The following is a 12,268-nucleotide window of genomic DNA, read 5'->3' as shown; positions in this document are numbered from 1 at the left end:
TGAGGGAGAGTGCCCTAATCTTGAGGAGGATGGAACCCTGACCACTCGCGTTATATTACTTCGTCACGGCCAAAGCAGCTTTAACAAAGAGCGCCGAATTCAAGGCCGGCTTGATAAATCGATTTTGACAGAACAAGGCCGTGCTACAGCCCGTCAAGTGGGTGAAGCCCTGAGTGGCCTTACTTTTGACGCTATCTACTCCAGTCCCTTGCAACGGGCGAAAGAAACCGCCACCGTCCTGCTTTCTGTTTTGGAAACCGAGGCCAACCATCCCTCCTTACAGGTATCGCAGAACCTGATGGAAATCGATCTGCCGGCGTGGGAAGGGATGCTGCGCCAAGAGGCGATTGAAAAATTCCCCCAAGACTACGACTGCTGGCAAACTCGCCCCGACACGCTGCGAATGGTCGTTTCAGATGCAGCCGGCGAACGAGAGCATTTTCCCGTATTGGCGATTTATGAACAAGCGCGGCAGTTTTGGCAGGAACTCCTCTCAAATCATGCCAATGGCACCGTTCTCGTCGTGGGGCACAATGGCATCAACCGCGCCTTAATCAGCACCGCACTAGGCATTCCCCCCTCTTCTTACCATTCCGTCCAGCAGTCGAATTGTGGCATTAGCGTCCTCAATTTCGGCACCATTGTCGGGCCGGCCACTGAGCTACAATCGGTGCAGATGGAATCGATGAATCTCACCTCTCATGTGGGAGAAATTTTTCCCAAACCCAGAGAGGGCCATCAGGGATGCCGGCTGTTATTGGTGCGCCACGGAGAAACCGAGTGGAACCGCCAAAGCCGGTTTCAAGGGCAAATTGATGTACCACTCAACGATAACGGCAGAGTGCAAGCCCAAAAAGCCAGCGAGTTTCTGAAAGACGTTCCCATCGATTTTGCCGTTACCAGCCCCATGCTGCGCCCCAAGGAAACCGCTGAAATTATTCTCAAAGCTCACCCAGATGTGAAACTGCAACTTCACGATGGGATGAAAGAAATCAGTCACGGACTTTGGGAAGGGAAATTTGAATCAGAAATCGAGGGAGAATTCCCCGGTTTGTTGCAACAGTGGAAGGACACCCCAGAAATTGTGCAAATGCCAGAAGGGGAAAACTTGCAGCAGGTGTGGGATCGCGCAATTGACGCTTGGGATTCTATCGTCAAATCCGCCCCTGCCGGCACCACAGGTCTGGTTGTGGGCCACGATGCCATCAATAAAGCCATCCTCTGCCACCTGTTTAATTTAGGCCCAGAACACTTCTGGAACTTCAAACAAGGCAACGGGGCGGTTACCGTTATCGATTATCCCAAAGGCGCAGACGGCCCGCCGGTGCTGCAAGCCATGAATATTACCACTCACCTGTCGGGTGGAGTGCTTGACAAAACAGCAGCAGGAGCGTTGTAGTGGTCATCGGTCATCGGTCATTGATCAGTTGTCATTTGCCAAGGACAAAAGACAAAGGGCAATGAATAGCGAATTACTGCAACAAGTCCGGGTGCTCGATCCACTTACCAATACCGATCAGATTGCGGATGTTCTGATCGCAGATGGTGTGATTCAACAAATCGCCCCCCAAATTTCTGATTATCCAGACAGCACACAACTGCGAGATTGTCAAGGGCTAGTGGTCGGGCCAGGATTGGTAGACCTTTACAGCCACAGCGGTGAACCGGGATTTGAAGAACGGGAAACCCTGGAATCTTTAATGAAGGCGGCATCTGCCGGCGGATTTACTAGGGTCGCCATTTTGCCCGATACTAAGCCGCCGGTGGATAATCCTGCCGGCTTGGCTTTCTTGCAGCGAAACACAAAAGTCAGAGAAAACCCCCAATTCCCCACTCTCTACTTCTGGGGTGCCCTCACCACCGGCATCCAAGGTCAGCAGATGACAGAAGTGGCGGAATTAGCCGCATCTGGGGTTGTGGGCTTTGCAGATGGCCAGCCGCTCCAAAATCTGGCCCTACTGCGCCGGCTGTTGGAATACCTGCAACCGCTCGGCAAGCCGGTTGCCATCTGGCCCTGCGACCGGCATCTGGCCGGCTCCGGCGTTATGCGAGAAGGGCCGGATTCGATTCGCTTTGGGTTGGCCGGCAATCCCGCCATCTCTGAAACTGCCGCCCTCGCTGCTTTGTTAGAACTCGTAGAAGCCACCGGCACTGCGGTTCATATCATGCGAGTGTCCACCGCACGCAGTGTCCAGCTGATTCAAGATGCTAAAACCCGTGGGTTGCCGGTGACGGCGAGTACCCCTTGGACGCATTCAATTCTTGACACAAGCTCACTGAGCAGCTACAACCCTAGCCTTCATATCGAGCCTCCCTTGGGCAACCCAGCGGATCGAACCGCACTAGAGCAGGCTGTGCGGGAGGGCGTCATCGATGCGATCGCGATTGATCATACTCCCTACACCTATGAAGAAAAGACGGTTGCCTTTGGGGAATCTCCTGCCGGCACCATTGGTCTAGAACTCGCCTTGCCGCTACTGTGGCACACGCTGGTAGAAACCGGCACCTGGACAGCCCTAGAACTGTGGCGGGCTTTAAGTACCCAGCCGGCCCTATGTTTACAGCAAAAACCGGCAACCTTGGCTGCCGGTCAACCTGCGGAAATCATTCTTTTTGATCCGCAGCAAACTTGGACGCCTGACGTGCACACTCTCCATTCCCGATCTGCGAATACCCCTTGGTTGGGCCGGCAGTTAAGCGGGCGGGTTCTGCAAACCTGGAACCCTTAATTCTGTTCTGACGGCTGCAATTGCTGTTTTGCCGGTTCTTCCTGAGTCGCAGGATAAACCGGCTGCTGAGACAGTTCCCCAACGCGATTAGGTGGCCAGAAGCGAACAACTGCGCGGCCAATGACTTTGTCGCGGGGGACAAAGCCCCAGTAGTGGCTGTCATAGCTATTATTGCGGTTATCTCCCAGGACTAAATACTCACTCTCCGGTACATTGACCGGGCCGTATTGGTAGTTAGGTTCATCCGCGATATATTTCTCACGTAACGGTTTATCGTTGATGTAAACGCGTCCCCCCTTGACCTCCACCTTGTCCCCCGGCAGACCGATCACCCGTTTAATGAACGCATCGTGGAAATTTTGCTTCTGTAGCGTTTCAGTCGGGTCAAATACCACAATGTCTCCCCGCTGGGGACTTTGGAACTTATAACTCAACTTATCCACAATCAAGCGATCATTAATCAGAAGAGTCGGTTCCATCGAACCGGAGGGAATGTAACGAGCTTCGGCGACGAAGGCCCGAATTCCAAAGGCCAAAACGACACTTAAGCCAATCGTTTTAATTGCCTCTACCCACGGATTTTCAAGATTTTGTGGGGAATTCGATTCGGTTGCAGAATTTTGCACACGGGTCATAGGCGTTCAAGCACAAGATAATAGTAAGTTTAGAAGAGGGAAGACACAAATACCACCCAGCCGACCGAGAAACCTTAAAATTCTCGTCTATATACAACTGTACAAAGTTTGTCAGAGTTTGAGAGACTCACAGACCAAAATCGGCTGCATGGTATTGTAACTAAAACACTAGCCGGCTTCGATTGTCGGGTAACAATTGCATCATTTTCTGTATTTTGACCCAAGTATTCCATTTTAGAGTTCGCTTAAATCTCATCCCAAAAGAAATTTAACGGTAATTCTTCACAATTTTTCTATAAACTCTCGACTACTATGCCTTCTGATTCTTCTTTGTCTCTGTTGATCCGCCGCGCCCGCATCCTCTTACCCAGTGGGGAGTTTTTAGTTGGAGATGTGCAAACAAGGGGGCGAGAAATTGTCTAAGTAGCACCGGAACTCCCAGATGCCGGTGGTGATGCTCCCGCCGAGATAGACGCCGAGGGTTTAACTTTGTTGCCTGGGGTGATCGATCCGCAAGTCCATTTCCGCGAACCCGGACTGGAACATAAAGAAGATTTGTTTACCGCCAGTTGTGCCTGCGCGAAGGGCGGGGTGACATCCTTCTTGGAAATGCCCAACACGCGCCCCCTAACGACCACCCAGGCAGCCCTAGAGGACAAATTGCAACGGGCCGGCCAGAAATGCTTGGTTAATTATGGCTTTTTTATCGGAGCGACAGCAGACAATCAGCCAGATTTGCTGGAGTCTCGCCCGACCTGTGGCATTAAAATTTTTATGGGATCGATGCACGGTCAGCTATTGGTGGATCAAGATGAAGCCTTAGAAGCCATTTTTGCCACCGGCAGCCGGTTAATTGCCGTTCACGCTGAAGACCAAAATCGCATTAACGAACGGCGACAGTTATTTGCCGGCCAAACAGATCCGGCTGTACACTCACAAATTCAAGATAATCAAGCCGCTTTATTAGCGACTCAGCAAGCATTAGAACTGTCTAAAAAATACCGTCGGCGTCTTCATATTCTGCATCTGTCTACCGGCGAAGAAGCCGAACTACTGCGCCAAGATAAACCGAGTTGGGTGACAGCCGAAGTCACACCCCAACACCTGCTGCTGAATACCAGCGCTTATGAAAAAATCGGCACGTTGGCGCAAATGAACCCGCCTTTACGCTCACCCCATGATTTGGAAACATCTCTTCCCTTAATGCTTACCCAAGCAATGCAAGGGCGTTGTACCGTTGGTCAAGTTGCTAACTGGATGTCTACAGCCGTGGCGAAGGCGTATAAAATTCCTAAAAAAGGCGCGATTGCTGCCGGCTACGATGCGGGTTTGGTGCTGGTCGATTTAAATAATTATCGCCCGGTTCTCCGAGAAGAACTCGCGACTAAATGCGGCTGGAGTCCGTTTGAAGGGTGGGATTTAACTGGATGGCCGGTGATTACAATTGTTGGCGGTAAGGTTGTTTATGAAAAAGGGAAATTAAATACAGAAGTTCGAGGAGAAGCTTTGAGTTTTGATGCTTAAACGCTTCAAAATTGTAAATACAAAGTGCCGACTTTGCATTTAGAAACACACCCTTCTCAACCAACCCGAAAGTGCCGATCAGTGCTGTTGAAATTGATGCAACCTCTCAGGGATATCAAACCCACCCACCGGCATCAGCTCAACTTGACGGCCACTTTCAGCTTGATAGGTTAGATGAATTTTCAAATAGCTAGGGGGTAAATAGGGTAGCCGTTCCGCCCATTCAATGGCGACAATTCCTGCCGGCATTTCTATTCCTTCCCAATAAGTTTCAAGATAAAGTGTTGCAACTTCTGCCGGCTCCAATCGGTACAAATCTAAATGATATAAAGGCAAACGTCCTTCATGATATTCATTAATCAACGTGAAAGTGGGGCTGACAACGGCATCGGTAATTCCCAAACCTTCAGCAAGTCCTTGCACTAACGTGGTTTTACCGGCACCCAAATCCCCTTCTAATAAAATTACGCTGCCTGCCGATAGCGCTTGCCCCAATGTCCTACCGAGAGAATGAGTCGCCGCCGCATTTGCTAGAGAAACTGTAATTGGCTCTACCATCATTTGTTGAATATGTTATTAGTATCACAATTTTTTGAAAAATACTTAAATTTTACTATTTGTCAATCTTTAGAATGGATTAAATTTTAGATAATAAAATTTGACGCAATATCGCTTACAAAAAGAAACAAATTCTTTTAGATAATTTAGCTTAATTTTAATGGTTAGTAGCTTGAGTCAGGCAAAGAACGTTTTACCTTTCTCCTCAGCAATTACAAACCTTGAACGCGGCTGTACCATCGGAGCAACACTCGTGCCAACTCGTGAGGATCATGGCGCACATAACCTGTTTCCTTATCTTCCTCCATCACATTCGCCACGACAATGCGCCGGCCCAATAGTCCCACAGCTTCTCGATCCAGAAAAACGGGATAGGATTTTTCTTGGGCATAGCGGATCAAGGCTTGGGCAGTCGGAACTTTTCGCTGAACTAAAACCGCGCTAAACAACGCCCGACCACAAGCTTTATCAATTGCTTGGATATGGTCAGAAACCGTATAGCCTTCGGTTTCACCGGCTTGAGTCATGATATTGCAAACATAGATGCGAGGGACTTGCCGGCTGGCAATGGCTTCAGCAATTTCCGGTACTAAAAGATTGGGAATCACACTGGTGTAGAGACTACCTGGCCCAATAATAATCAAATCAGCTTCGCGAATGGCTTGCACCACTCTCGGCAAAGCCGGAGGATTAGCCGGCGTACAGCCAATGTTGACAATACTGCCCCCAGCTTCAGTGATGCTAGACTCGCCCTCAATGCGACGACCATCTGATAATTCAGCCCAGAGGTTAACATCGGTTAGGGTAGCCGGTAAAACCTGCCCCCGCACCGCCAGAACTTTAGAACTCGCGGCGATCGCCTGTTCGAGATCGCCGGCAATATCACTCATCGCCGTCAGGAACAAGTTGCCGAAACTATGGCCAATCAGACCCTGGCCGGCACGAAAGCGATATTGAAACAGTTCGGTTAACAGCTTTTCCTCGTCTGCCAGCGCTGCCAAACAATTGCGAATATCTCCAGGCGGCAGCACCCCAATTTCGCGACGCAGCCGGCCAGAAGATCCGCCATCATCCGCCACAGTGACAACTGCAGTAATGTTAGCGCTATACTTTTTTAGTCCCCTAAGCAAACTGGAAAGGCCGGTGCCTCCGCCAATGGCCACAATTTTTGGCCCCCGGTGCAACTTGCGGTGCGTCAATAGCAGATCGACCAGTTCTTCATCCCCCGCCGGCATCAGCGCCTTCGTAATTGAACCAACTGTCCGGGTTTGCCCCCAAAAAATCAACAGCAGGCCACAGCCCAAGACAAGCGGCCCGCTAATATAGTTAGGGACAATGGCTGCGAGGTACTCCAGCACACTCTGAGTCAGTTGAATCAAATAAAAAATCGGGGTCAGCTTAATCCAGATCGCTAAACCGAGACTGGTGAGCAAAACGCCTCCAGCGCTTAGCAGCAGCCAGCGTTTGACAAACAATCCGGGGGACAACCATTTAAACCACTGGCCAACTCGAGTTTGAGTGCGACCTCGTGATTCCAGGTTCAGGGCGTGTAGAGCTTGTTTAAATAGACCGATTGACATAACTGATGGAAGGGTGAGGGATAACAGGCTTTGACAGACAAATTTACATTAGAGGATGTTAAGGCCGGCAGTAAAATCATTACGCTTCTGAGGCAAGGTTGACCCGGCTTTTTTGACTAAAGTTGCAACCGGCCTTGTATCAGGACACGTTAACCCCCCATCAAGAAGATATACTGCGTGAAAGCAGACGATCCGCTAAGGGGTAGCCGCTAAGTGCGCGGTTCCATAGTCTAACAACTTGATTTCACATCCTATGCATGAGCGTGAGCCGTTGATCGAACTCAAGGGCGTTTGTAAGTCATTTGGCAACAGTGTGGTCTTAGATCACGCAGACCTACAGATTTATCGAGGAGAAGCACTGGTTATCATTGGGCCATCCGGTACGGGTAAATCAACAATCCTGCGAATTATAGCTGGGTTGCTGGCTCCTGATGAGGGTGAGGTCTATATTCAAGGAGCGAAACGAGAGGGATTAATCGGGGATGTTGAGGAAGCCATGCGGATTAGTATGGTCTTTCAGCAGGCAGCTTTATTTGACTCGCTAACCGTGGACGAAAACGTGGGATTTCTGCTGTACCAGCGCTCAAATCTGCCGCGCCAGAAAATACGCTCACTGGTGAATGAAAGTTTGGAGACGGTTGGGTTGTCTGGCATTGGGGATCGCTATCCGGCTGAACTCTCAGGAGGTATGAGAAAGCGAGTGAGTTTTGCCCGTGCGATTATGGGCAACCCAGATAATCCGCGAGATACCCCGGAAATTGTACTCTACGACGAACCCACTGCCGGTTTAGACCCCATCGCCTCGACAGTCATTGAAGATTTAATCCGCCAGCTACAGCAAGCTCAGGGGGGCTGTAGCACGTATGTCATGGTTTCTCACCAAGACAGCACAATCCGCCGCACCGCTGATCGGATATTATTTCTCTACCAAGGCAAGGTGCAGTGGGAGGGCACGGTGAATGACATCGACACCACGGATGAACCTTTGGTTCGACAGTTTTTTAGTGGCAGTATTGCCGGTCCCATCCAACTGATTGGTTAGGATAACTGTCAGCCACCGAATTTTGGACTGTCATTAGATAATTTGTCCTTGCTCATTTGCCCACAGCAAGGGACAGGTAAGTGGGGACAAGGGACAATCAAATCTCACTCCAAAACATTACCGAGGAAGGAATATGCGTTCGCGAACAATCAGAGAAGGCTCAGTTGGTTTGTTGCTCCTGCTTGGAATAGGGGGCTTTGGTGTTCTCCTTCTCTGGTTGGGAGGGCTAACCCTGGGTGAAAAAAGTTATCAGTTTGTGGTTGATTTCATCGACGCCGGCGGAATGCAAGCCGGTGCGCCGGTTCGGTATCGCGGTGTAACGGTTGGCCAAATTACTGAGATTAACGCGGGCCCGAAAGGAGTGGCTGTCACAATTGAAATTGCCTCGGCTGATTTAGTGATGCCGCGTGATGTTGTGATTGAAACCAATCAGTCGAGTTTTATTGGTGAAACCTCTATTGATATCACTCCCAAGCCGCCGGTAACTGTTGGGGCGAATCTCGCCAAGCCTCTCGAACCCAATTGCAACCCAAACCTGATTATCTGTCACAAATCGCGCTTACAAGGTGCGGTTGGTGTCAGCTTTAATGAACTGATCCGCTCTACCGTCGATTTCACTAACCGCTTTAGCAATCCAATTTTCTTGGAAAACATTAATTCAGTGGTTAAAAATACGGCGGCTGCGACACAGGGGGTGACTCAATTAACTCAAGAACTTTCAACTTTGAGTCAATCAGTTCGGCAAGAACTCAAAACTGTATCGGGCACGACGGATACATTTCGCCAAACAGCGAATCAAATCGGATCTTCAGTGGATCGGATGGCGAATCAAGTCGGTGTTTTAACGAATCAAGTGGGTGCAACGGCTAATCAATTTAGCGGGACTGCGAATCAAGTGAGCGCCAGTGCAAATCAGCTGAACCTGCTGGCGACAAACCTTAACGATCTCGTTGTGAACAACCGCTCCACTTTACTTTCATCTTTAGAAAATATCAGCAACGCCAGTACAGAACTTCGAGGCAGTGTAACAAGCCTTGGCCCTTTGATCAATCAGGCTCAGCGGGGGCAATTTCTCAACAATTTAGAAACACTGTCGGCGAATGCGCTTCAGGCTTCGGTGAGATTGCGAAGTTTGTCTGAGGGACAATTTATTAACAATTTAGAAACTGCCTCTGCAAATGCGGCTCAGGCTTCAGCGAGTCTACGGGAGCTTTCCGATCCAACCAATATAGTTTTGCTTCAACAAACACTGGATTCGGCGCGTTCGACTTTTCAAAACGCTCAAAAAATTACGGCGGATTTAGATGAATTAACCGGCGATCCGTCTTTTCGCACGAATGTTAAAAGGCTGGTGAATGGGTTGAGTGGTTTGGTGTCTTCAACAGAGCAGTTGCAGGAGCAAGCTCAGATCGCCCAAAATTTAGTCCCCCTAGCTGTTGCAGCGGAAAGATCCGTATCGGCAACAGCAAATATGGCGTTGAAGAAGCAAACGGAAAGATTTAGCCCAAGGACTGCCAGAGACACGCCTGCGCCTCAAAAGCAGTTTGACGCCTGGGGCCGGCCTTCTGTCAATGGAAGTGTGGCAGCTGAGCCGGTGGAACGCGAAGCTATCCCCTAAGGGCCGGCAAACATTCACCTACTCGCTCACTCACCCACTCAGCACTCAGGACTCAGGACTCAGCACTTAAAAAGCTGTCTAACTCCAATCGTCTTGATCTCCTTTTTTGCCCCGACCTTTGTAAACTTCACCGGCATCATGAATCTGCCTAGTTTTTTCATAAAGTTGCTGTTCTGTCAACTGCCACTTTTGAAGAACTTTTTCCAAATCTGCCTGAATATCTTTTGCACCGGGAAATCCCCGATATCGAATTAATAATCGCGCTAGTTCAGCGAAGTTGTAATCAGTTTGCTCTCCAGTCAGAAGGCTGTTAACAATTTCGCGATCGCCTCGCGCTTGGGGGTGTAGTTGTTCTTGATTTGCGGGTGTTGAAGCCATCTTCGTTTTTGATGCTGAGTGGGATGGGACGCTGCCGGCATTCCCCTGCGGTAGCCATTCCAGTAGGATTAACTAAGCGCGTGACGCACAGGACACTCGCTCACTACTGTTTTTACCATTTCCGCTGCCATCATTGTTGAGAGGAGTTTTTGTTATGAGTACAGCAGACGCCGCCAAGATCATGAAACAGCAAGTCGGCAAAGCCGCTGCAGACCGCGTGCAATCTGGCACAATTGTGGGGCTGGGCACCGGCTCAACGACGGCGTATGCCCTTCAATATCTGGGGGAACGGCTGAAATCTGGCGATTTAAAGGACATTAAGGGCGTTCCAACCTCTTTTCAAGCAGAAGTGCTGGCGAAGCAATACGGGATTCCTTTGACAACTTTAGATGATGTTGATCACATTGATGTTGCGATTGATGGGGCCGATGAAGTCGATCCGCATAAAAATTTAATTAAAGGGGGCGGTGCGGCGCATACCCGCGAGAAAATTGTAGACGCGCTGGCTGAGCAGTTTATCGTGGTGGTGGATAGCACGAAATTGGTAGATCGGCTGGGTTCAACGTTTTTGCTGCCGGTGGAAGTGATTCCAATGGCAATCTCGCCGGTGATGCGGGCAATTGAAAAGTTGGGCGGCAAACCAGAATTGCGAATGGGCGTCAAAAAAGCTGGGCCGGTGATCACGGATCAAGGCAATATGGTAATTGATGTCAAGTTTGACTCAATTGATGACCCAGCCGGCTTGGAAAAGACACTCAATAACATTCCCGGTGTGTTGGAAAATGGCTTGTTTGTGGGTGTTGCCAATTTAATTCTGGTTGGAGAAATTAAAGATGGTGAGCCGGTTGTTCGGGAGATTTCGTAAGAGCAAACAAGATTAACAATTCATAAATAAAAGGCAAAGGTTTTTAATTTTTGCCTTTTATTTTATTTAATTTGGTTAATAAAATGACCTCTACTGATTAGTAGACTAAGGTGCATCTAAGTTTGAATGTAAGCAAGAGTTGTGATAAATCAGATCATGCAATACCGACGATTTGGACGCACAGAATTGCAGATGCCGGTGTTTTCCTGCGGGGGAATGAGATATCAGTATAAGTGGCAGGATGTGCCGGCAGCAGAGATTCCATCTGACAATCAGCAAAATTTAGAAGCCACGATTCGCCGTGCGTTAGATGTGGGAATAACTCACATTGAAACAGCGCGAGGTTATGGCACTTCTGAGATCCAATTGGGAAAAATTTTGCCGGCACTACAGCGTGACCGCTTAATTATCCAGACAAAAGTTTCCCCATCTGCTGATCCAAAGGAATTTCGGAAAACGGTTGAGCAATCCCTAGCTAATTTGCGGCTAGATTATATTGATTTGCTGGGATTGCATGGCATCAATACTTTAGAATTGCTAGACTACAGCAATCGTGCCGGCGGCTGTTTAGATGTGGCACAGGAACTACAAAAGCAAGGCAAAGTACGGTTTATTGGCTTTTCAACTCATGGGCCAACGGATATTATTACTAAGGTAATCGAAACCAATCGATTTGATTATGTTAATCTGCACTGGTATTACATCAATCAAATAAATTGGTCGGCAATTGAAGCGGCTAGCCGGCACGATATGGGCGTGTTTATTATCAGCCCTTCAGATAAAGGGGGAAAGCTCTACAATCCGCCAAAAAAATTAGTCGAATTGTGTGCGCCTCTCAGCCCAATGGTGTTTAACAATTTGTTTTGTTTGAATCATCCCCAAGTGCATACTCTCAGTTTAGGTGCTGCACGCCCAACAGATTTTGATGAACATTTGAAAACTTTGCCACTGTTAGATAAAGCTGCTGAAATTTTACCACCAATTTTAGACCGCTTGGAAAAAGCAGCGATTGCGTGTTTTGGGGAAGATTGGGTGCACAGTTGGCATATTGGGCTGCCGGCACCTGAAGAAACGCCGGCAGGAATGAATATTCCGGTAATTTTATGGCTGAGGAATTTAGCACTCGCCTATGACATGATCGATTACGCTAAGATGCGTTACAACCTGCTCGGTAATGCTGATCATTGGTTTCCCGGAAACAAGGCAGATCGAGTGCAACAGCTAGATTTGCGCCAATGTTTGTCGAGCAGTCCCCACGCTGATAAAATTCCAGAATTATTGGCAGACGCTCATCGCCTATTGGGGGGAGAAACGGTGGGGCGATTATCTCAGCAGTAAG

The 12,268-nt window shown here is 48.9% G+C and carries 10 protein-coding genes and 1 pseudogene; 7 read left to right on the top strand and 4 right to left on the bottom strand.

Going from position 1 to position 12,268, the window contains the following annotated elements:
• Nucleotides 1–37: 37 nt before the first annotated feature.
• Both H6F73_RS25700 and H6F73_RS25695 read left to right on the top strand, forming a co-directional pair.
• Nucleotides 38–1,399, top strand: a complete 1,362-nt coding sequence (locus tag H6F73_RS25700; RefSeq protein WP_190761622.1) for a histidine phosphatase family protein — start codon at nt 38–40, stop codon at nt 1,397–1,399.
• A 61-nt stretch (nt 1,400–1,460) separates the two neighbouring features.
• A complete protein-coding gene (locus H6F73_RS25695) occupies nt 1,461–2,729 on the top strand; it encodes a dihydroorotase (protein WP_190761580.1) in 1,269 nt (422 codons plus the stop codon).
• Here the strand turns inward: H6F73_RS25695 and lepB are convergent.
• Nucleotides 2,726–3,364, bottom strand: a complete 639-nt coding sequence (gene lepB / locus H6F73_RS25690) for a signal peptidase I (protein WP_190761579.1) — start codon at nt 3,362–3,364, stop codon at nt 2,726–2,728. The two genes, H6F73_RS25695 and lepB, sit on opposite strands and share 4 nt — an antisense overlap.
• A gap of 312 nt (nt 3,365–3,676) precedes the next feature.
• Here lepB and H6F73_RS25685 point away from each other — a divergent pair.
• A pseudogene (locus tag H6F73_RS25685) lies at nt 3,677–4,888 on the top strand (amidohydrolase family protein).
• A 78-nt stretch (nt 4,889–4,966) separates the two neighbouring features.
• Here H6F73_RS25685 and tsaE read toward each other — a convergent pair.
• Both tsaE and H6F73_RS25675 read right to left on the bottom strand, forming a co-directional pair.
• Nucleotides 4,967–5,446: a tRNA (adenosine(37)-N6)-threonylcarbamoyltransferase complex ATPase subunit type 1 TsaE gene (gene tsaE / locus H6F73_RS25680; protein WP_199330787.1), complete on the bottom strand. Its 480-nt coding sequence runs from the start codon at nt 5,444–5,446 to the stop codon at nt 4,967–4,969.
• A gap of 212 nt (nt 5,447–5,658) precedes the next feature.
• Nucleotides 5,659–7,026, bottom strand: coding sequence for a gluconeogenesis factor YvcK family protein (locus tag H6F73_RS25675; RefSeq protein ID WP_190761577.1), 1,368 nt, complete (start codon nt 7,024–7,026; stop codon nt 5,659–5,661).
• A 253-nt stretch (nt 7,027–7,279) separates the two neighbouring features.
• Here H6F73_RS25675 and H6F73_RS25670 point away from each other — a divergent pair, with 253 nt between their 5' ends.
• Together H6F73_RS25670 and H6F73_RS25665 are read left to right on the top strand one after the other, a co-directional pair.
• Nucleotides 7,280–8,068: an ABC transporter ATP-binding protein gene (locus tag H6F73_RS25670; protein ID WP_190761576.1), complete on the top strand. Its 789-nt coding sequence runs from the start codon at nt 7,280–7,282 to the stop codon at nt 8,066–8,068.
• Nucleotides 8,069–8,201: 133 nt separating this feature from the next.
• Nucleotides 8,202–9,686: an MlaD family protein gene (locus H6F73_RS25665; protein WP_190761575.1), complete on the top strand. Its 1,485-nt coding sequence runs from the start codon at nt 8,202–8,204 to the stop codon at nt 9,684–9,686.
• Nucleotides 9,687–9,764: 78 nt separating this feature from the next.
• Here H6F73_RS25665 and H6F73_RS25660 read toward each other — a convergent pair whose 3' ends face one another.
• Entirely contained in the window at nt 9,765–10,064 is a 300-nt protein-coding gene (locus tag H6F73_RS25660) for a DUF3288 family protein (RefSeq protein WP_190761574.1), read from the bottom strand.
• 154 nt (nt 10,065–10,218) lie between these two features.
• Here H6F73_RS25660 and rpiA point away from each other — a divergent pair, with 154 nt between their 5' ends.
• Together rpiA and H6F73_RS25650 are read left to right on the top strand one after the other, a co-directional pair.
• On the top strand, nt 10,219–10,929 hold the full coding sequence (rpiA, locus tag H6F73_RS25655) for a ribose-5-phosphate isomerase RpiA (protein ID WP_190761573.1): 711 nt from the start codon (nt 10,219–10,221) through the stop codon (nt 10,927–10,929).
• Nucleotides 10,930–11,085: 156 nt separating this feature from the next.
• Entirely contained in the window at nt 11,086–12,267 is a 1,182-nt protein-coding gene (locus H6F73_RS25650; RefSeq protein ID WP_190761572.1) for an aldo/keto reductase, read from the top strand.
• Nucleotide 12,268: the final 1 nt, after the last annotated feature.

Source organism: Microcoleus sp. FACHB-68 (assembly GCF_014695715.1).
Lineage (GTDB): Bacteria > Cyanobacteriota > Cyanobacteriia > Cyanobacteriales > Oscillatoriaceae > FACHB-68.
This window is presented reverse-complemented; position numbering and strand designations above follow the sequence as displayed.

Bases quoted from the DNA above. Each gene is read 5' to 3' on its own strand.
- H6F73_RS25695 (WP_190761580.1), top strand. From the start codon at position 1,461: ATGAATAGCGAATTACTGCAACAAGTCCGGGTGCTCGATCCACTTACC.
- lepB (WP_190761579.1), bottom strand. From the start codon at position 3,364: ATGACCCGTGTGCAAAATTCTGCAACCGAATCGAATTCCCCACAAAAT.
- tsaE (WP_199330787.1), bottom strand. From the start codon at position 5,446: ATGGTAGAGCCAATTACAGTTTCTCTAGCAAATGCGGCGGCGACTCAT.
- H6F73_RS25675 (WP_190761577.1), bottom strand. From the start codon at position 7,026: ATGTCAATCGGTCTATTTAAACAAGCTCTACACGCCCTGAACCTGGAA.
- H6F73_RS25670 (WP_190761576.1), top strand. From the start codon at position 7,280: ATGCATGAGCGTGAGCCGTTGATCGAACTCAAGGGCGTTTGTAAGTCA.
- H6F73_RS25665 (WP_190761575.1), top strand. From the start codon at position 8,202: ATGCGTTCGCGAACAATCAGAGAAGGCTCAGTTGGTTTGTTGCTCCTG.
- H6F73_RS25660 (WP_190761574.1), bottom strand. From the start codon at position 10,064: ATGGCTTCAACACCCGCAAATCAAGAACAACTACACCCCCAAGCGCGA.
- rpiA (WP_190761573.1), top strand. From the start codon at position 10,219: ATGAGTACAGCAGACGCCGCCAAGATCATGAAACAGCAAGTCGGCAAA.
- H6F73_RS25650 (WP_190761572.1), top strand. From the start codon at position 11,086: ATGCAATACCGACGATTTGGACGCACAGAATTGCAGATGCCGGTGTTT.